The sequence below is a fragment of the Shimia sp. genome, assembly GCF_049116215.1.
Taxonomy (GTDB): domain Bacteria; phylum Pseudomonadota; class Alphaproteobacteria; order Rhodobacterales; family Rhodobacteraceae; genus Shimia.
Map to the genome: position 1 here is coordinate 1 of NZ_JAGDZB010000006.1, position 17,426 is coordinate 17,426.

Genomic DNA, 17,426 nt, shown 5'->3' on the forward strand with positions numbered 1-17,426 from the left:
ACAGACTACGGAAAGGCCGCCCTATGGGCGGCCTTTTTGCTTGTGATTTGGAAACGATTGTTCCGAAATCCGCCACATTCCCTTTTTCCGCCATGTTTTGCCCGCATTTGCCCGTCAGATTGGCGCCATGCCGGGGGGCAATCATGCGCAGACTGCGAAAGGAAGCATGGAAATGGGTTGGGTTTACGAGGTTTGGGCCGCACTTAAGTTTATGTTTTGGGGCTGGGAATCGCGTTTGGCGGTGTTTTTTCTCTGCACCACAATTGTGATGGTGTTTGGTATTTGGCTTTATCGTGGACGCCCTACCAGTTTTGCGACGTTTTTGTTTCCGCGTGAGGTGTACACCCACAAATCCAACATCATCGACATCCAGATTTTTGCCATCAACCTGCTGCTTGGCGTGGCCGGTATCTTTGGCGCGGTGCTGTTCACACCCATTGTGGCAAAAGTGATGTTGTCCAACTTCATTGGATGGCAAGGCACGCCGTTCCAGCCATTGGACGTGACCTGGGGCCGCAGCGCGCTGGCGACGTTGATCATGATCCTGGCGATGGATTTCTGCAAATACTGGGCGCATTACATCCATCACGAAAGCAAGATTCTGTGGCCGTTCCACGCGCTGCATCATTCCGCCGAGGTGATGACGCCACTGACCGCCAACCGCAACCACCCTGTGTTCCTCCTCATTCGCAACCTGATCTACAGTGTGGTGCTGGGCACGGTGCAGGCGCTGGTGCTGTTCCTGTTGATTGGTCAGATTGATCTGGTCACCATTGGCGGTGCAAATGCGGGCTACTTCCTCTTCAACCTGCTGGGCGCCAACTTGCGCCACAGCCATGTGTGGCTGAGCTACGGGCCGGTTCTGGAGCATATCTTCATCTCCCCTGCGCAGCACCATGTGCACCACTCCAGCGCCAAGAAACACTTCAACAAGAACTACGGCGAAGTGTTTGCGATCTGGGATTGGATGTTTGGCACGCTCTATGTGCCCAAAGGCTACGAAAAGCTGCAGTTTGGCGTGGCCGATGGCAAAGGTGAGTTGATTGAACAGCCGCATGCCACTTTGAAAGACGCGCTGATCAAGCCTTTTGTGGAAAGCCTGGAAGAAGCCACCGGCATCGAGATGGTCAAGCGCAAGACCAAGGATGGCGTTGCGCCGGCTGAGGGACACTAAGATGACCAAAGGCGTCTCTATTTGGCTGGATGTCTTGCGGGTGGTGGCCACGATTGTCGTGGTCCTTTCCCATTTAGCCTACCCGCGGTTCACCGGCACAGAGTACGCATTCCTGCGTGATTGGAACGTGGGCAGCGATGCGGTGATTGTGTTTTTTGTCATGTCCGGCTGTGTAATTGCTTTCGCGGCTGATCGGGATGGCTCTGCCGGGCGGTTTGCCTTTAACCGGGTGACACGGTTGTTAACCGTGATGGTGCCTGCGCTGATCCTGACGCTGGTGTTTGATGCACTTGGCACACGGATTGACGCAAGCGCCTATCCCAACGGGTTTTATCAGGCGTTGCCAGTGGGAGAGTTCCTGCTGCGTGGCGTGACCTTTACCAGTGAATGGGCGGCGTTCGAGCGCGTGCGTTTGGGCACCAATGGGCCGTTGTGGTCGCTGAGTTATGAGGCGGCCTACTACGCGCTGTTTGGTGTGGCACTGTTTGCGAAAGGTGTGGCGCGGGTGCTGGGCCTTGTGGCACTGGCGTGGCTGGCGGGGCTGAGTGTGCTTTTGCTGATGCCGGCCTGGTTGCTGGGCGTGGCTTTGTGGCAGTGGCTTAAGGCGGAGCGGGCCGGCGGGTATACTTGGGCCATGGGCTGGGCCTTGGCGCTTGGCGGGCCGGCACTCTATTTGGCTGGGCAATTGGCTGGCATGCCGGAGGTCTTTGCAAGCCTAACCGCAGCGCAGCTTGGCGTGGCGGATGCGCGTATGGTGCTGGCGTTTTCTGACGAGTTTATCTGGAACTTTGTGATTGGTCTTTGCACGGTGATGCACGTGGTTGGCGTGGCGATCCTGAACCCGCAAAAGCTATGGGGCACGCGGGCCATCCGGTGGATGGCGGGGGCGACATTCTCGATCTACGTGACGCATTATCCAGCGCTGCATTTGTTGGATGCGCTGCTGCCGGAGATGGTGGGCCGGGATGCGCTGTTGTTGAGCGGATCCATTGCGGTGGGGTTGCTGTTTGCACGCTATTTCGAGCGGCCAGTGAAGACCTTCCGTGCATGGATATTGCCGGTGATGCAGCGGTTTGAACGCCGTGTGGTACCGGCGTCGTAAGCCGATTATCCAGCCAGGTTGGGGTTCTCGGAAGGCTTCCCTAGGGCGGCGTCGGCGACGTCGGTGATCTCGTCGAGCGACCGTTGCAAGCTGAGACGTAGGGCTTCGGTTTCCTCGTCGGTGGGTTTGCGTGGGACCTCGGCGGTCCACTCCTGACAGGTGATGATCCCGCGTGAGAACGGCAGGGGCAGCATTTGCTTGTCCCAGGTTGGCAGGCGCAGCACGCGTTTTTGGGCAAAGGCCAAGGTGAACACGCGGGCGCCAGTCGAGCGCGCCCAAACCAGCGGCACGGTGGAGGCCACGCGGGCAGGGCCGCGAGGGCCGTCAGGCACGACGCCCAGCGAGCAGCCTTCGCGATAACGTTTCAGCACCTCGCGTGAGAGAGTCACATGGCGTTGATGGCTCGACATCGGAATGGTTTCCCAGCCAAGACGCACAAGGATTTGGCCCGCCAGCCTTCCAGCACGGGCGGCGGACGTGAGTGAGACCACGCGGGTGCCTTTTGGCGCGTTGACCATATAGGGGCCGAGAATCAGCCGTTGGTGCCACACGGTGGTGATCACGGCTTCGCCGCGTGCCAAGCAGGCGTCGAGTTCTTCACAGCCGGTGCGCTCAAACCGGGAGGTCTTGAAGGCGAATCGCACATAGGCCGCAAACATGCCCTCCACCGCGCTGTTCACACGTGGGCTATCGGCGATTTTCTTGCGCAAACGGTTGAGCGATTGCTTCAGCGACATGGGGTCAAAACCTCTTGAGTGCGCACCTCTCATACAGGGGCAATTCAAAGCTGACCAGTCTGGCGATTTTTGCGCGTTTTACCTCTTGCCACCGGCGCGGCGGTGCCTTACGAAACACCCCACGTTAGGGGTATAGCTCAGTTGGTAGAGCGACGGTCTCCAAAACCGTAGGTCCCGGGTTCGAGCCCTGGTGCCCCTGCCATTTCACACAAGATTTGGACACGTCTCAAAGCCCCCTCGGGGGCTTTGTGTGTTGTGGGTCAGCGCGGTGGCATATTAGGCGTCTTTGCCCCAATCGACGTCCTGCATTTCACGCAGGCGGGAGGCGGTGCGTTCAAACTCAAAGATGCCTTCGCCCTCAAGGTAAAGCATTTCCGGCTCGGCGGCGGCGGAGCAGATCAGGCGGACCTTGGCTTCATAAAGCGCGTCGATCAGGGTCACAAAGCGTTTGGCTTCGTTGAAGTTGCTGCGGCTGAGGGTGGGGATGTCTTCAAGGATCAGCACCTTCACTGCATTGGCGATGGCGAGGTAGTCGCCGGGGCCAAGCATTTTCCCGCAGAGGTCAAAGAAGCTCGCGCGGCCAATGCCATTGCGGTAGGCGGGCAGGGTGACTTCGCGGCCCTTCACGGTGAGCACGAGGGGCTCGGCTGCGCCGCCGGTTAGGTCATCCCAGATGGCGCGGATTTGCGCGCGTGCTTCGGAGCCGGCTTGCACAAAATAGACCTGATTTCCGGCGAGGCGATTTTGGCGGTAATCCGTTGGGCTGACCAGCTCCCAACTGCGCATCTTTTCTTTGATCAGGGCAATAAAAGGCAGAAAAAGCTGGCGGTTGAGGCCGTTTTTGTAAAGATCATCCGGCACGCGGTTGGAGGTGGTGACAATCACCACACCGGCGTCAAACAGTTGCTCAAACAGGCGCCCGACAATCATCGCATCGGTGATGTCGGTGATCTGCATCTCGTCAAAGGCCAGCACGCGCACGCTGTCGGCTACAGCCTTGGCGACGGGTTGCACGGTGTCTTCAATGCCTTCCGCACGGGCCTTGTGCATGGCCTCATGGATTTCCTGCATGAAAGCGTGGAAGTGGACGCGACGCACGGGCACGGAGAGGCTGTCGACAAACAGGTCCATCAACATGGATTTGCCGCGACCAACACCGCCCCAAAGGTAGAGGCCACGCACTGGTTCTGGCGTGGCTTTGCGGAACCATTTTTTGGGGACGGGTTTGGACACCTCAGCGCGAATACGTTCCAGTTCCGGCAGCACCGCGACTTGAGCGTCATCGGCGTGCAGGGTTCCGTCAGCCACGCGGGCGGCGTAAATCTCGGGCAAGCTATCCATACATGTCCCTTAGCCAATTGAGAGCGTGAGGAAAAGGGCCGCGCCGGACCCTATGACAGACTGTTATGAGCGGGTGAACAAATGCTGAATTGACCCGCGGTCGTTCATTTGTTCAGAGTCTGCCCTGCGCAAACAGGAGCAAGATGATGAGTGCCAAGACCCCTTTGATGACCCCGGTTTTGATGGTGGGTTGTATCATCATCCTTGTGAGTTTTGCCATTCGGGCCAGCTTTGGTGTGTTTCAGATCCCAATTGCCGAAGAGTTTGGCTGGTTGCGCAGTGAGTTTTCGCTGGCGATTGCGATACAGAACTTGGCGTGGGGTATTGGGCAGCCGATTTTTGGCGCCATTGCTGAGAAGGTTGGCGACCGGAAAGCCATCATTATGGGGGCGTTGACCTATGCGGCGGGGCTGGTCTTGTCGTCCTTCGCAGTGACACCCGAAGCACATCAGATGCTTGAAATCCTTGTGGGATTCGGTGTCGCGGGCACCGGCTTTGGCGTAATCTTGGCCGTGGTTGGCCGAGCGAGTTCGGATGAGAACCGCTCCATGTCGCTGGCGATTGCCACAGCGGCTGGTTCGGCCGGTCAGGTGTTTGGGGCGCCGATGGCGGAATGGATGCTGTCGTTTATGTCTTGGCAGCAGACCTTTGTGGTGTTTGCAGTCGCGATATTGGCGGTTTTGCTGCTTTTGCCAGCGATGCGGGCACCGGCAGCGGCGAGCAAAGAAGAGCTGCAGGAGAGCATGGGGGAGATCCTGACGCGGGCCTTTAAAGATCCGTCTTACACGTTGATCTTCCTTGGGTTCTTCAGCTGTGGTTATCAGCTCGCCTTTGTCACGGCGCACTTCCCGGCGATGATCACCGAGATGTGTGGGCCAATTGCGGCGGGCTCCACTCTGGCAAATATGGGGATCACATCGACTTCCACGCTGGGTGCGGTGGCGATTTCTTTGATTGGTCTGGCCAATATTGGCGGCACCTTGCTGGCTGGTTGGGCAGGCAAGCACTTCCCGAAAAAGTACCTGCTGGCAGGGATTTACACGGGGCGCACATTGGCGGCGGCGATTTTTATACTGATGCCAATCACACCAATGAGCGTGGTTGTGTTCTCGATCGTGATGGGCTCGCTGTGGCTTGCGACCGTGCCGCTGACCTCCGGTCTGGTCGCGCATCTCTATGGGCTGCGCTATATGGGTACGCTTTATGGGATTGTGTTCTTCTCCCACCAGCTTGGCAGTTTCCTTGGCGTGTGGCTGGGTGGTCGGATGTATGACCTTTATGGCGATTATACGATGGTCTGGTGGATCGGTGTTGGAGTGGGCGCGTTCAGTGCAATTGTGCATCTGCTGATCCGGGAGAACCGGACGCCGGAGGCTTTGGCGGCGTAAGAAGCCGTGGGGCTTGAGTGGGGGTCAGCCCCCACACCCCCGGAGTATTTGTGGTCAGAAGAAGCGGGGGCGTTAACCCCCCCCAAACCCACGTCGGTTTTACGTCGGTATCGCGGCTGTTTTGCGGAGGTGGGGACATTTTGAGGCCGTTGCGGGTTAGCGCAGCGGCCTTTGCTTTAGGATCGGCTTAGGACTGGGCCGCCTGCCACTGATCCAGAATGTAACGGCTGGTCATCAGGTCGAGATGCGCGCCGCCGCCGTTTTTGAACAGGGTGATTTGATCGTCTGAGGTGCGGGTGAACCTGTCGAGGCTGTAGTAGTCCGCCAGCACGTCCTCGCGGGTGATCACGCCTTCGGCCAGCGGGATTTTCAACTCGCCAATGTGGTCCAGCGTGGTGTCGTAGCTGTCGACAAACAGGCTGGCGCGGGTGAGGGCGGTGTTGTCGATTTCGCGCATGTCGTGGCGGTAGGCACCGATCAGGTCGATGTGCTGGCCCGGTCGCAGCCAATCGCCGCGCAGGGTTGGCTCGGTGGACATGGTGGCGGAGGTCACGATGTCAGCCTCGCCAACGGCCTGTTCGAGATTAGTGGCGACTTTGAGGCCGTCAATTTCGGAGGCCATTTTTTCGGCGTTTGCCTGGGTGCGGTTCCAAACAGTGAACTCGGCGTCGGGGAAGACGGCGGAGTAGGCGGCGTGCAGGTTGCGGCCCACGGTGCCAGCACCGACGATCAAGATTTTGGAGCTGTCTGGACGGGCGAGGCGGCGGGCGGCCAAGAGGCTGTCGCCAGCTGTTTTCCATTTGGTGACAAGGTGGAAGTCGATCAGCGCAGAGAGGATGCCGTGGGCGTCGTCAAATAGCGTCACCGCGCCGTGGATCATCGGCACGTTCTGGGACGGGTTGTCCGGGAAGACGGTTGCAGATTTCACCGCGATGCCAAGCCCGTCGATCCAGGCCTGACGTTGCAGCAGGGTGTCTTTGCCGCGGTAGAGGAAGCTGTCGGAGATTTCTGCTTTGGGCAGACTGTGGCCTGCGGCGAGCGCGTCCGTCAGGCCGAGCCAGTTGATGTTTTTTTCGCCCTCGTCAAAGGAGATGATTGTGGTCATTTGGCTTCCTCCTCGGTGAGCAGGCCTTCGGATACCAGACGGTCGACCCAGCCTTGTGGGTGTTCAAACAGATGGGTTTGCCAGCCGCGCGCCTTGGCCGCTGCGATGTTTTCGGCGCGGTCGTCGGTGAACAGCAGGCGGTCCGGTGCAATGCCGCAGTCTTCCTCGACATGGGCGTAGATTGCCGGATCGGGTTTGATGAGCTTCAGGCGGCCGGAGACATATTCGCGGTCAAAGCGGTTGAGGAAAGGGTAGACCGCTTGTGACAGTGGGAAGTTGTCGTGGCCAAAGTTGGTCAGGGTGAAGACGGTCACACCTTTGTCGACCAGCGCATCGAGCAGGCGCACGGAATGGGGAATGGCCGGGGCGGCGAGGTCGTTCCAGTTGTCGTTCCACATGCGCAGCTCGGCCTCATATTCGGGATACTGCGGTATAAGGCTGTTGATCATGCCGGGCAGAGAGGCCCCGGCGTCGATCTGTTCATGGTGGTGGTGGATGTTGGTGTCGTCAAAGAAGGCTTTGCGGCGGGCTTCGCCGACGGTGCGGTCGTAGAAGTTTTCCGGCTGCCACTGGATCAGCACGTTGCCAATGTCAAAAATCACGGCGTCAATTTGCGACATAATTTGCCCCTGAAAGAATGGTTTGCGCTGACCTTAGTGGGCGCAGTGTGGGGCGCAAGTGGGGAATGCGTTGGGACGGGCTTAGCGGCGCACGCGGGGGCGGTCCGGCACCGGTGCGTCGCTCACTTTGGCTTCGCGCCAGAACACAAACAGGCCTGCGCCGATGATGAGGGTCATGCCGATCCAGGTCGTAGGTGCCGGCCATTCGCCAAAGATCACGATACCAAAGATCACCCCGACCGGCAGGGCGGCGTACTCCAGTGGGGCAATCAGGCTGGCCTCTGACACGCGGTAGGCTTGGGAGATGAAGAAGCCGCCAAAGGCGATGGAGCAGCCGAGCAGAAACAGGATGGGCCAGTCGGAGGTGGCGGGCCAATGCCAGGCGCGCAAAAGGAAGCTGATCATTTCGCCGCCCGCGTTTTCATAGGCTCCATGGCCCAGCAGCAGGCCGACACAGGCGGAGACCACAATGAAGACGATTTGGATGAACACGGCCATGGTGGCGGCGCTGTCGGTGGTGCCGATCTTGCGGGTCAGCACGTGCAGAAGCGCATAGGCTACGGCGGAGACCAAGGGCAGCAACAGCGCGATGTTGAAGTCCGCGGCGCCGGGGCGGATCATGATCAGCACGCCAATCATGCCGGCGGCGACGGCGGCCTTACGGCGCGGGCCGATGATCTCTCCCAACAAGACGGCGCCAAAGAGCGTGATCAGCAGGGGCGAGATAAAGAACACTGCCATGGCGTCCGCCAATGGGAGCACAGCGAGACCAAGGAAGAAAGTGGTGTTGGCAAAGACCACACAGAGGCCGCGCAGCCCGTGCATCCCGAGGCGTTTGGTGCGTAGGGCTGAGATCCCGCCCTGAAATGGCACAATTACAACCAGCAAAATTGCCAATCCAATCAGCGAGCGGGTCAGCACAATCTGGTGCAGCGCGTAGTCGCCGGAGAGGAATTTGATTGCCGCGTCGTTGATCGAGAAAAAGAAGGTCGCGATCAGGGCGGAGAGCGGGCCAACAGGCAGGGAAGTGCGGGGTTGAGACATGGGCGCAGAAGGGCGGGATTCGCTGGCGAGGTCTAGGTCAAAAACGACCCTCGCGGGAAAAGCTGTTGATTTGATTGCGTTTAAAGATGTTGACGGAGCGGCTTTAATATATAACCATTGAGTTATGAAACGAATTGGTTATGAAAATCCTGAGTTGAACGCTGTCTTTGCGGCTTTGGCTGACCCAACTCGCCGCGCGATTTTGGCGCGGTTGTGCGAGGGCGAAGCCAATGTACGCGACTTGGCAGAACCGTTTGAGATGAGCCAACCGGCGGTGTCCAAACATCTGAAGGTGTTGGAGGCCTCGGGGCTGATTGAACGCGGGCAGGTGGGACAAAGCCGACCGGCCTATTTGAAGGCCGCGCCAATGAAAGAGGCGGTGGATTGGATGGAGCAGTTTAGCCGCTTCTGGTCCGGTAGTTTTGATCAGTTGGACGCACTTCTTGAAACCATGAACTCCAGTGAAAAGGACGATTTGAAAGATGAGTGATTTGCCGACCTATATGTACAAGCGCACGTTTGAAGGCACTTTGGACCAGATCTGGCAGGCGTTTAGCGATCCAAAGCTGCTGTCGGTCTGGTATGGGCCGGGGGTGGAGACGGTGATCCACGAGTTTGACCTGCGTCCCGGCGGGCGATGGCTCAACGAGATGAAATGGGGCGAGAAGTCGGATTACAGCCGCATGGAATTTCAGGAGGTGGCTGAGGGCGACAAGATTGTCTGGCTGCATCACAGCACCGATGAAAACTGGCAGCAGGCGCCAAACCCAATGATGCCGGACTGGCCCCAGAAGCTTTTGACCACGGTGAGTTTCACCGAGGAAAATGGGCGAGGGCAGGTGAAATTGGAACAGGTGCCGGTGGATGCCAGTGACAAAGAGATCGCCTGTTTTGCGCAGATGATGGGCAATATGGACAGCGGCTGGGGCAAAGGCTTCGATATCCTGCAAACGCTTCTGTAACGCGCCAAAATGCTATTTTCTTTGCCAAAAACGCCTGCCTCAGCTTACGCTGGGGCAGGCGTTGCGGTGTTTTGAAGCTGACTTGCGCAAAGGGGATGACATGAGACACACGGTTTTAGCGGCCTGCGTTGCGGGTGTGGTTGGGGGTGTTGGTGGCGCGTTTGCCGAAGATGCCGGGGCGTTTTGGCAGCCTGCGCGCGAGACGTTCAACAAGATGTCCGACGATGCTTGCGACGGGGATAGCAGCGCGTTTCGCGAGTTGATGCAGGCCGCGATTATGGACGAGCATCCGGTGGCGCAGAATGATCTGGCCTGGGTGTTTGGTACGGAGCGGTGCCAGTACTACGCTGACGATATTGAGGCGGTGGCTGATCTGCAAAAAGGGTCCGCAGATGCGGGCTATCCGGTGGCGCAGAGCAATATTGGCGTGAAGTTCATGGAAGGTGATGGGGTGGATCGGAACGCTGATCTTGCCATCGACTATTTTGAGGCGGCGATGCGGGCCGGGTACGGCGAGGCGGCGGCCATGCTGGGTATTTATTTCGCTGAAGGTGAGTTTGTTACGCAAAACATCGCGCGGGCGGATCTGTTGCTGGAAGACGCATATGCACTGGGCGCGGATCAGGACATGATTGATCGGCTTGCGGCGGCGTTGGAGTCCGCTGCGCCAACGCCCAAATATGTCTCCTCGGATCGATGGGAGTATACCGACGGCGAAGCGGGCTATGATTTGGTGCAAGATGGCGAATTGTTGTCACGGGTGTTTCTGGGGCGGGATCAGGAGACCGGGGGCTATTACTATGGCATGTACCGCGTGTCTGAGGATCCGATGATCCATTTCATGGGGGTGTCGGTGAAACATGCCAATGGACGTGACACCGAGTTAGATATGAATGGCTGCGGTGGGCGCAATTGTTTGATCGATTACGGGGACAGCGCACAGGTGCGCATTCCAATTTCTACGCGCAATCAGGCGGCGATGCTGGAGGCGTTTAAGTCCGGTGATACGGTGAAATTCCGTTATCAGACCGAAGCCAGCTATGCGCAGAACAAGTTTAAGAACATGACGCTGGGCCTCAAAGGGTCCCGCAAGGCGATTGAGGCGGTGCAGAGGTATGCGCCTGCGCCCGAGGCCCCGCCGGTGGCCACCTCTGTTGTTAGAGCGCCGCAATCTGATAGCGCTGCTGCGCAAGCGGACCCGCAATACACCGCTGGCACAACTTACTATTATGAAGACACCAAAAACGGCGACAGGTTTTGCCAAGCCGAGGATCAAGCGGAGTTTCCCGCGCATTTCTTCTCCGAGCTGAACGAGTTGCAGATCAAAGGCTGGGTTGAGGAGCCAACTGGCCTGCTGAAACCTGCCAATCTGGACTATCTCAATACCGCAACGACACTGTGGCATGGGGGGCTGCATTCCAGCAGTTCGGGGAATCTGGTGTTCTACAAAAACGGCGCGGTGAAAGAGCTGCAACACACCGCACGGGATGGCGTCTTTGACGTCTATGAGGTGCTTTCTGGCAGTTGGCAGCGCGATCCAGCACGGGGTGTGGTGCTGCGGTTGAAGTCAAAGTGGAGCTACTGGCAGTCAGGCCATGACCACTACGAATGCACCGGCGGCACATTGGCGTCGAACACTTCCTTTGGCTTTCGGGATGGAGAAAATGCCAGTTGGCGCAGTTGTTCCATTGTCTTCAAATGTGAGCGTTGGAGTGACGAGCGGCCTGAGCGTAAGCCCATGCAATATTACGGATCCTTACGGGAATGGGCAGAAGGCGATGTGGCGCCAAAAGAACTGAAGTGGAGCCAGTTGCAGCTGAAAGGGCGAAACTAGCGCGCCCCTTTTCGGTTTCACAGTCTTCAAATATCCCCGCCGGAGGCTTCCGACGGTGCCGCCAGCGCAAAACCTAGCGTTTGGCCGCCCGCAGCTCGCGTTCGAGCGCATCCAGAAACCGGGAGCGGTCGGCTTTGGTGAAGCCTTTGCCGCCGCCTTGGCGGAACGGATCGGCGGCGCGCAGGTCGGCCATGAGGTCGCGGGTCGCCAGCACGTTGCCGATGTTGGCCGCCGTGAGGGCCTCGCCGTTGTGTTTGAGCACACGGGCGCCGCTTTCCACACATTTGGCGGCCAGAGGGATGTCACCGGTGATCACCACGTCGCCTGTTTTGGCGCGATCGGCAATCCACATGTCGGCCACATCGGGGCCTTCGGGCACAATCACGTTTTCCACCAGCGGGTTTTGCGACGGGCGCAATCCGCCGTTGGAGACGACGTAGATTTTCACTTTGTGCCGGGTGCCAACGCGTTCGACCTCGGCTTTCACCGGGCAGGCGTCGGCATCCACGTAGATGGCAGTCATAGGTATTGGTCTTTCTTAATCCGCATAAAGCGCTTCAGCGTGGAAGGCGATGTGCTCTTCCATGAAGGTGGAGACAAAGAAGTAGCTGTGATCATAGCCTTTTTGCAGCCGCAGGGTGGCTTCTTGGCGGCGGGCACTGGCCGCTTGAGCCAGGGCTTCGGGCTGGAGCAGGTCAATGAATTGATCGTTGGTACCGGTGTCGACCAGCACGGGGCCATCAAAGCCGTTTTCTTTCATCAGCAGGGTGGCGTCATGTGCGGCCCAGGTGGATTCGTCGGTGCCCAAATAAGCGGTGAGCTGTTTGCGGCCCCACTCCGACGCGGTTGGGTTGGTGATGGGGGCAAAGGCTGACACAGAGCGGAAGCGGCCGGGTAAGGACATGGCCATGGTCAGCGCGCCGTGGCCGCCCATGGAATGGCCCATGATGGATTGACGCGACAGATCGAGCGGGAACTTTTCCTGCAGTAGCGAGGGCAGGTCTTCGGTGATGTAGTCCCACATGTTGTAATGTGGCGTCCACGGCGCTTGGGTGGCGTTCACGTAGAAGCCTGCGCCTTTGCCAAGGTCATACGACGGGTCGTCAGCGATATTGTCGCCACGGGGCGAGGTGTCGGGGAAGACGAGGGCGATGCCTTGCTCCGCCGCCCATTGTTGGGCCCCGGCTTTGACCATGGCGTTTTCATGGGTGCAGGTCAGGCCGGAGAGATACCAGATCACGGGCACGGGGCCCATTTGGGCTTCTTCTGGCAGGAACAGGCCAAAGGTCATCTCACAACGGGTGCTGTGCGAATTGTGGCTGTACACGCCTTGGGTGCCGCCAAAGGCGCGATTTTCTGAGATGATTTCCATGGGAAGGCCTCCTGCCAAAAGGGTCGGCGTCCACGATGTCAGAGTTGGGAGACCCATGCAATCACAACACTGACCGTGGCGATGGAGATCACGGTGGAGAAGAGGATGGCGGCGGAGGCGCGGTGGGGCGCGACACCGTAATGTTGCGCCAGCATGTAGACGTTTCCGGCCACTGGGAGGGCGGCGGCGGCGATCACCACGGAGGCCGAATACGTGTCGATGGGCAGGAGCCACAACACGGCGATAGCGACACACAGCGGGTGCAGGATCAGCTTGGCAAAGGTGAGCCAGAGTGCGACTTCGACCCGTTCGGCAGATTTTCCTGCCAGTGAGGCTCCGATGGCGAAGAGCGCGCCGGGGGTGGCTGCGCCGCCCAGGATGGCGAGGAATTCGTTTAATGGGTCGGGGATTGGGATTTCCAACGCGGACCAGACAAAGCCGAGCGAGATGGCGACAATCATCGGGTTGCGCAGCAGGCCAAGCGACACGGTTTTGAGCACGCCGAGGTGCATGCGCCCGTCGCGGCTTCCGGTGATCAGAATCACGATCAGGCTGGAGAAGACAATCAGGTCCACTGCCAGCACCATCATGACGGGGCCAATGGCCTCAGCGCCCATCAAGAGCGTCAGCATGGGCACGCCAAGGAAGCCGACGTTGCCGATGGTGGCGCATTGGGCTTCGACGGCAGCAGTGGCGATGTCCTGTTTGCGCAACATGGCGACAAGCGTTGCGAGGCCGTAAACGGCGAGGCAGCCCATGAGGTAGCCGCCAATCAGACGCCAGTTGAGCACTTCGGCGAGGCTGAGATTGGCGGAAAAACGAAACAGCATGGCTGAGAGGGCAAAGTAGAAGACAAACTTAGTGAGATAAGCTGTGGCTTCCGCAGAAAAGAAGCGGGTGCGTCCGGCCCAGTAGCCCAGGCCGATGATTGCGAAAAACGGCAGTGTTTTCAGAAAGATTGCCAACATGCGCCAGCCTTAGCAGGTTTGTGGGGCTTGGCAAATCCTCCTTGTGAACAGGTTAACCACCGCCAATCAAAGCGCCTGCGGCAAAGACCAACGCGCCGCCGAGAACAACCTGGAAGGTGGCGCGGCCAAAGGGGGTTTTCATAAAGCGGTTCTGAATCCAGACGATCGCCCAGAGCTCAACAAACACCACAATGATCGCAATGATCGTGGCGGTCCAGAAATCGGTGATCAGATAGGGCAGCGCGTGGCCCAAGCCACCCAGCGTGGTCATGATGCCGGAGGCAAAGCCGCGTTTTACGGGGGAGCCGCGTCCAGAAAGCTCACCGTCGTCGCTGGCGGCCTCGGTAAAGCCCATGGAGATTCCTGCGCCCACTGAAGCGGCGAGACCCACGAGGAAGGTTGTGTGCGTGTCTTGGGTGGCAAAGGCTGTGGCAAAGATTGGCGCGAGGGTGGAGACAGAACCGTCCATGAGGCCAGCGAGGCCGGGCTGCACCCAGGTCAGGATGAACTGGCGGTTGGCTTTGTCGTTTTCCTCATCCCGTGCGGCGGGGTCGAGGTGCTTTTCCGCCATCTCAACAGCGGTGTTCTGATGGCCAGCCTCGGCAGCGGCCAGATCTCCCAACAGCTTGCGGGTGTCGGCGTTGCTGACCTGCTTCATGGCGTTGAGGTAAAAGCGTTCCGCGTCCTGCTCCATGCCGGCAGCCTGAGCGCGGATGGCCTCAAGCGACAGGTTGGCGGTCAGCCAAAGAGGCGCGCGGGTGTGAAATCCGGCGACGTGTTCGCGGCGGATCAAGGGGATGGTGTCACCAAAGCGGGTACGGTGTTGGCTGATCAAGGCTTGGCGGTGTGTGTCTTCCTCTGCAGCCATATCGTCAAACACGGCAGCGGAGGCCGGGTAATCAGCGCGCAGGTGTTGGGCAAAGCTGCGGTAGATGCGGGCGTCATCTTCTTCAGACGCGATGGCCAGCGCTAGAATGTCCTGTTCGCTGAGATCTTTGAGGCGTTTGCGAGAAGGCAGAAAGCGCATGATCAACTCCAGTTTAGAATAATTCTAAATATGCATACTGTTTTGTGAGGCGCAAGCGCTTGCCGCAACGGAAGTGGGCAGTGTATTGTACCCATCACACTCACCGGGAGGCCGGACAAGCCTATGAGAGATCTATGACGGACACTGTGGCGATCCTGAAAAAGGGGCGCAAGTTTGCACAGGTGGTGGACAGTGCGCGGGCATTGTTCATGTCGCATGGCTTTGAAAGCGTGAGCATGGATGTGATTGCACAGAAGGCCGGGGTCTCCAAGGCGACATTGTACAATTACTTTCCAGACAAACGGATGCTGTTTGCAGAAGTGGCGCGGCGGGAGTGTACGTTGCAGGCTGAGGGGCTTGAGGCGCAAGTGGATCTGGAGCGGCCGGTGCCTGAGGTTTTGGGCATTGTAGGGCGGGGGTTGATGGACATCATCCTGTCGGAATTTGGGCGCAATATGTTTCGGGTCTGTGTGTCCGAAGGTGAGCGATTTCCCGACATTGGGCGGCAGTTTTATGAGACCGGGCCGGGGATTTTGAAAACCCGCCTGATTGAGTTTTTTGTCATGGCCGAAGAACGCGGCGAGCTGGAGGTGGACGATTTTGCCCTGGCGGCGGATCAATTTGCCGAGCTGTGCAAGGCGGGGCTGTTCTTGCGGCAAGTGACCGGCGTGCAGACCGAGTTTGCGCAGGGCGAGATTGACTATGTGGTGGATGGCGCGGTGACGACGTTCATGGCGCGGTACGGGGTGCGCCACTAAGTCAGGTCACAGCGAACTGTCCCATCATGCCGCAATCCTCATGTTCGAGGATGTGGCAGTGGTACATGTATGGCGTGTCTTCCGGCGCCTCATAGTCAAATTTGACAAGCACTTCGGACGCGCCGTTTTCAACATGCACCATGTCTTTCCATCCCGCGGCATACGCAGGGGGCGGGGCGTCGTTTTGCGTTAGGATGCGGAACGAGCAGCCGTGGATGTGGAAGGGGTGCAGTTGGTCGTCCACCGTGATGCGCCAGATTTCTGTGTCGCCCTTGCGCACGGTTTCGTCGATGCGGTCCATGTTCATGGGCTGGCCGTTGATCGCCATCGCGCCGCCGCCACAGACATTGCCCCAGTTGGCGGCCAGTGCGGCGAGGTCGGCGCCGGTGTCCATTTCCAAGGAAAAATCACGAGTGACAGTGGCCTGGTTGCGATCAGGTGGCGACAGATTGGCGAGCTGGCTGGGCAAGGCGCCGTCAAACCCCTTGTCGGCTGTGCGTGTCAGGGTGAGGGCGGTTGCAGTTGAGTTACCGCCACCAAACAACCCGCCGAGGAAATTGAACAGGCCTTCTTCTGGCTCCATGCCAACCAAAAGGCTGTTGCTCTCCGCTGTGCGTAGGTCAACGAGCATCTCATAGCGTTCCCCGGGGGACATGAGGATGCTGTCGGTCTCAATAGTCCGCGCCAGAAATCCGCCGTCCGAGGCGATGACGCGCATGGGGCCGGTTTGCATGGAGAGTGTGAGGAATTGGGCGTTGCAGGCATTGAGAATGCGCAGGCGCACGAGGCCAGTGGGCACGGTTTGTGCAACCGGTGCGATGGAGCCGTTGACCACCAGCGTGTCGCCGATAAAACCGTCCTCAAAGACCGCGCCGCTAACGTCATAGGTGAGCGTGCCATCGGCGGCGAACATCTTGTCCTGTAGCACCAATGTGAAGTCATCCACGCCATAGGTTTTCGGCAGGTCCGCGGAGAGGCTGGCGTCATCTTCGACCAGCATCACACCTGCGAGGCCCTTGTAAGTCTGTTGCGCGGTCTTACCGTGGGTGTGGGAATGAAACCAGTTCATCGAGGCGTGTTGGACAATGGGCACATCCGGAGCCCAAGTGTCGCCCGGCGCGATTTCTTGATGCGGGCCGCCATCTACGTCGCCGGGAATATGCAGGCCGTGCCAGTGCAACGTGGTGACATCGTGCAGTCTGTTTTGCACGTCAAACGGTAGGGTTTGGCCCTGTTTCACGCGCAGGACAGGGCCGAGGTAGCTGTTGTTGATACCGTAGGTTGGGCTTGCCGCCGCGTTGCCAAAATCGTGGGTGGCCGCGGCCAGTGTCAGCGGCAGGCGGCCTTCTATGCCTGCGGTGAGGTCGGTCATGGGGATCAATGGCAGCTGACGCAGCGAGGATTGCGCGAAGCTTGTTCCAGCCCCGGCAAGCAAGGCGGTTGCTCCAGAGGTTTTGAGAAAGTCGCGGCGGTTCATTGAACTCTCCATCAATCATCAACTATGGTTGATAAATGAAAATGGAAAGATCGTTTGTCAATCATGATTGATAAAAAAGATGACCGCTTCCTTGCCGACAATATCAAGGGGCTGATGATGACCGTGCTGGGGCGGTGGAATGCGCAGATGGATCAGGCGCGTGAAACGACGGAGTTTGCCGCCATTCGCGAGTCCGACATGCGGGTGTTCGGGCAGTTGCGGGGGCGGACGTTGAAACTGTCAGCGCTGCATCGCGAGTTGGGCATGTCTCGACAGGCGGCGCAGCAGGCGGTGGCGCGGTTGGTGGAACACGGCGTGTTGCAGGTGACGCTTGCCAAGGACAGCAAGCGGGACAAGGTTGTGTCTGTGACCGAAACCGGTCAGGAACTGCGCAGCTTGGCGGCGCGGCAAATCCGGGACATCGAGGCACAAAGCGTAGAGGCCATCGGGGTGGAAAACACAGCGGTGTTGCGCGATTTGCTTAGGCAGCTTGGGCGGCAGGAAAACGGTAGGTAGG

Annotated in this window: 18 protein-coding genes and 1 tRNA gene; 9 read left to right on the top strand and 10 right to left on the bottom strand. The window is 58.8% G+C overall.

Going from position 1 to position 17,426, the window contains the following annotated elements; genetic code table 11:
• The first annotated feature begins 172 nt into the window (after positions 1-172).
• Positions 173-1,174: a sterol desaturase family protein gene (locus JXR15_RS16465; RefSeq protein ID WP_422054296.1), complete on the top strand. Its 1,002-nt coding sequence runs from the start codon at positions 173-175 to the stop codon at positions 1,172-1,174.
• A 1-nt stretch (position 1,175) separates the two neighbouring features.
• Positions 1,176-2,276 carry an acyltransferase family protein gene (locus JXR15_RS16470; protein WP_422054297.1) on the top strand — a complete coding sequence of 367 codons (1,101 nt, stop codon included), beginning with the start codon at positions 1,176-1,178 and terminating at the stop codon, positions 2,274-2,276.
• A gap of 5 nt (positions 2,277-2,281) precedes the next feature.
• On the opposite strand, the gene JXR15_RS16475 is transcribed toward JXR15_RS16470, so the two are convergent.
• Positions 2,282-3,013 (bottom strand): lysophospholipid acyltransferase family protein, encoded by a 732-nt coding sequence (locus tag JXR15_RS16475; protein WP_422054298.1) that lies wholly within the window; start codon positions 3,011-3,013, stop codon positions 2,282-2,284.
• 126 nt (positions 3,014-3,139) lie between these two features.
• Here JXR15_RS16475 and JXR15_RS16480 point away from each other — a divergent pair.
• Positions 3,140-3,215 (top strand) — tRNA-Trp (locus JXR15_RS16480).
• Positions 3,216-3,289: 74 nt separating this feature from the next.
• On the opposite strand, the gene zapE is transcribed toward JXR15_RS16480, so the two are convergent.
• Positions 3,290-4,354 carry a cell division protein ZapE gene (zapE, locus tag JXR15_RS16485; RefSeq protein WP_422054299.1) on the bottom strand — a complete coding sequence of 355 codons (1,065 nt, stop codon included), beginning with the start codon at positions 4,352-4,354 and terminating at the stop codon, positions 3,290-3,292.
• Positions 4,355-4,500: 146 nt separating this feature from the next.
• On the opposite strand from zapE, the gene JXR15_RS16490 reads away from it, so the two are divergent.
• Positions 4,501-5,742, top strand: a complete 1,242-nt coding sequence (locus tag JXR15_RS16490; protein WP_422054300.1) for an MFS transporter — start codon at positions 4,501-4,503, stop codon at positions 5,740-5,742.
• A 187-nt stretch (positions 5,743-5,929) separates the two neighbouring features.
• Here the strand turns inward: JXR15_RS16490 and JXR15_RS16495 are convergent, their stop codons facing one another.
• From JXR15_RS16495 to JXR15_RS16505, 3 genes are all read right to left on the bottom strand, one after another.
• A complete protein-coding gene (locus JXR15_RS16495; RefSeq protein WP_422054301.1) occupies positions 5,930-6,847 on the bottom strand; it encodes an ornithine cyclodeaminase family protein in 918 nt (305 codons plus the stop codon).
• Positions 6,844-7,467, bottom strand: coding sequence for an HAD family hydrolase (locus tag JXR15_RS16500; protein ID WP_422054302.1), 624 nt, complete (start codon positions 7,465-7,467; stop codon positions 6,844-6,846). Before JXR15_RS16500 ends, JXR15_RS16495 begins: the two co-directional genes overlap by 4 nt.
• 81 nt (positions 7,468-7,548) lie before the next feature.
• Positions 7,549-8,511: a DMT family transporter gene (locus JXR15_RS16505; RefSeq protein ID WP_422054303.1), complete on the bottom strand. Its 963-nt coding sequence runs from the start codon at positions 8,509-8,511 to the stop codon at positions 7,549-7,551.
• 124 nt (positions 8,512-8,635) lie between these two features.
• Here JXR15_RS16505 and JXR15_RS16510 point away from each other — a divergent pair, with 124 nt between their 5' ends.
• The 3 genes from JXR15_RS16510 (at position 8,636) to JXR15_RS16520 (ending at position 11,307) form a co-directional block, all read left to right on the top strand.
• Complete coding sequence (locus JXR15_RS16510) at positions 8,636-9,001, top strand: ArsR/SmtB family transcription factor (protein WP_422054304.1); 366 nt, start codon at positions 8,636-8,638, stop codon at positions 8,999-9,001.
• Positions 8,994-9,473: an SRPBCC family protein gene (locus JXR15_RS16515; RefSeq protein ID WP_422054305.1), complete on the top strand. Its 480-nt coding sequence runs from the start codon at positions 8,994-8,996 to the stop codon at positions 9,471-9,473. The genes JXR15_RS16510 and JXR15_RS16515 overlap by 8 nt, the downstream gene beginning before the upstream one ends.
• A 100-nt stretch (positions 9,474-9,573) precedes the next feature.
• Positions 9,574-11,307 carry a tetratricopeptide repeat protein gene (locus JXR15_RS16520; RefSeq protein WP_422054306.1) on the top strand — a complete coding sequence of 578 codons (1,734 nt, stop codon included), beginning with the start codon at positions 9,574-9,576 and terminating at the stop codon, positions 11,305-11,307.
• A 73-nt stretch (positions 11,308-11,380) separates the two neighbouring features.
• Here JXR15_RS16520 and JXR15_RS16525 read toward each other — a convergent pair whose 3' ends face one another.
• The 4 genes from JXR15_RS16525 to mbfA are packed head-to-tail and all read right to left on the bottom strand — an operon-like array spanning position 11,381 to position 14,674.
• Entirely contained in the window at positions 11,381-11,830 is a 450-nt protein-coding gene (locus JXR15_RS16525; RefSeq protein WP_294112692.1) for a YaiI/YqxD family protein, read from the bottom strand.
• Between the two features lie 15 nt (positions 11,831-11,845).
• Complete coding sequence (gene fghA, locus JXR15_RS16530; RefSeq protein WP_422054307.1) at positions 11,846-12,679, bottom strand: S-formylglutathione hydrolase; 834 nt, start codon at positions 12,677-12,679, stop codon at positions 11,846-11,848.
• A gap of 38 nt (positions 12,680-12,717) precedes the next feature.
• Positions 12,718-13,647 (bottom strand): AEC family transporter, encoded by a 930-nt coding sequence (locus tag JXR15_RS16535; RefSeq protein ID WP_422054308.1) that lies wholly within the window; start codon positions 13,645-13,647, stop codon positions 12,718-12,720.
• Positions 13,648-13,699: 52 nt separating this feature from the next.
• Complete coding sequence (gene mbfA, locus JXR15_RS16540; RefSeq protein WP_422054309.1) at positions 13,700-14,674, bottom strand: iron exporter MbfA; 975 nt, start codon at positions 14,672-14,674, stop codon at positions 13,700-13,702.
• A gap of 134 nt (positions 14,675-14,808) precedes the next feature.
• On the opposite strand from mbfA, the gene JXR15_RS16545 reads away from it, so the two are divergent.
• Entirely contained in the window at positions 14,809-15,432 is a 624-nt protein-coding gene (locus JXR15_RS16545; RefSeq protein WP_422054310.1) for a TetR/AcrR family transcriptional regulator, read from the top strand.
• A gap of 1 nt (position 15,433) precedes the next feature.
• On the opposite strand, the gene JXR15_RS16550 is transcribed toward JXR15_RS16545, so the two are convergent.
• On the bottom strand, positions 15,434-16,909 hold the full coding sequence (locus JXR15_RS16550; RefSeq protein WP_422054311.1) for a multicopper oxidase domain-containing protein: 1,476 nt from the start codon (positions 16,907-16,909) through the stop codon (positions 15,434-15,436).
• Positions 16,910-16,972: 63 nt separating this feature from the next.
• Between JXR15_RS16550 and JXR15_RS16555 the strand changes: the two genes are divergently transcribed.
• Positions 16,973-17,425, top strand: coding sequence for a hypothetical protein (locus JXR15_RS16555; RefSeq protein ID WP_422054312.1), 453 nt, complete (start codon positions 16,973-16,975; stop codon positions 17,423-17,425).
• The last annotated feature ends 1 nt before the right edge of the window (position 17,426 follow it).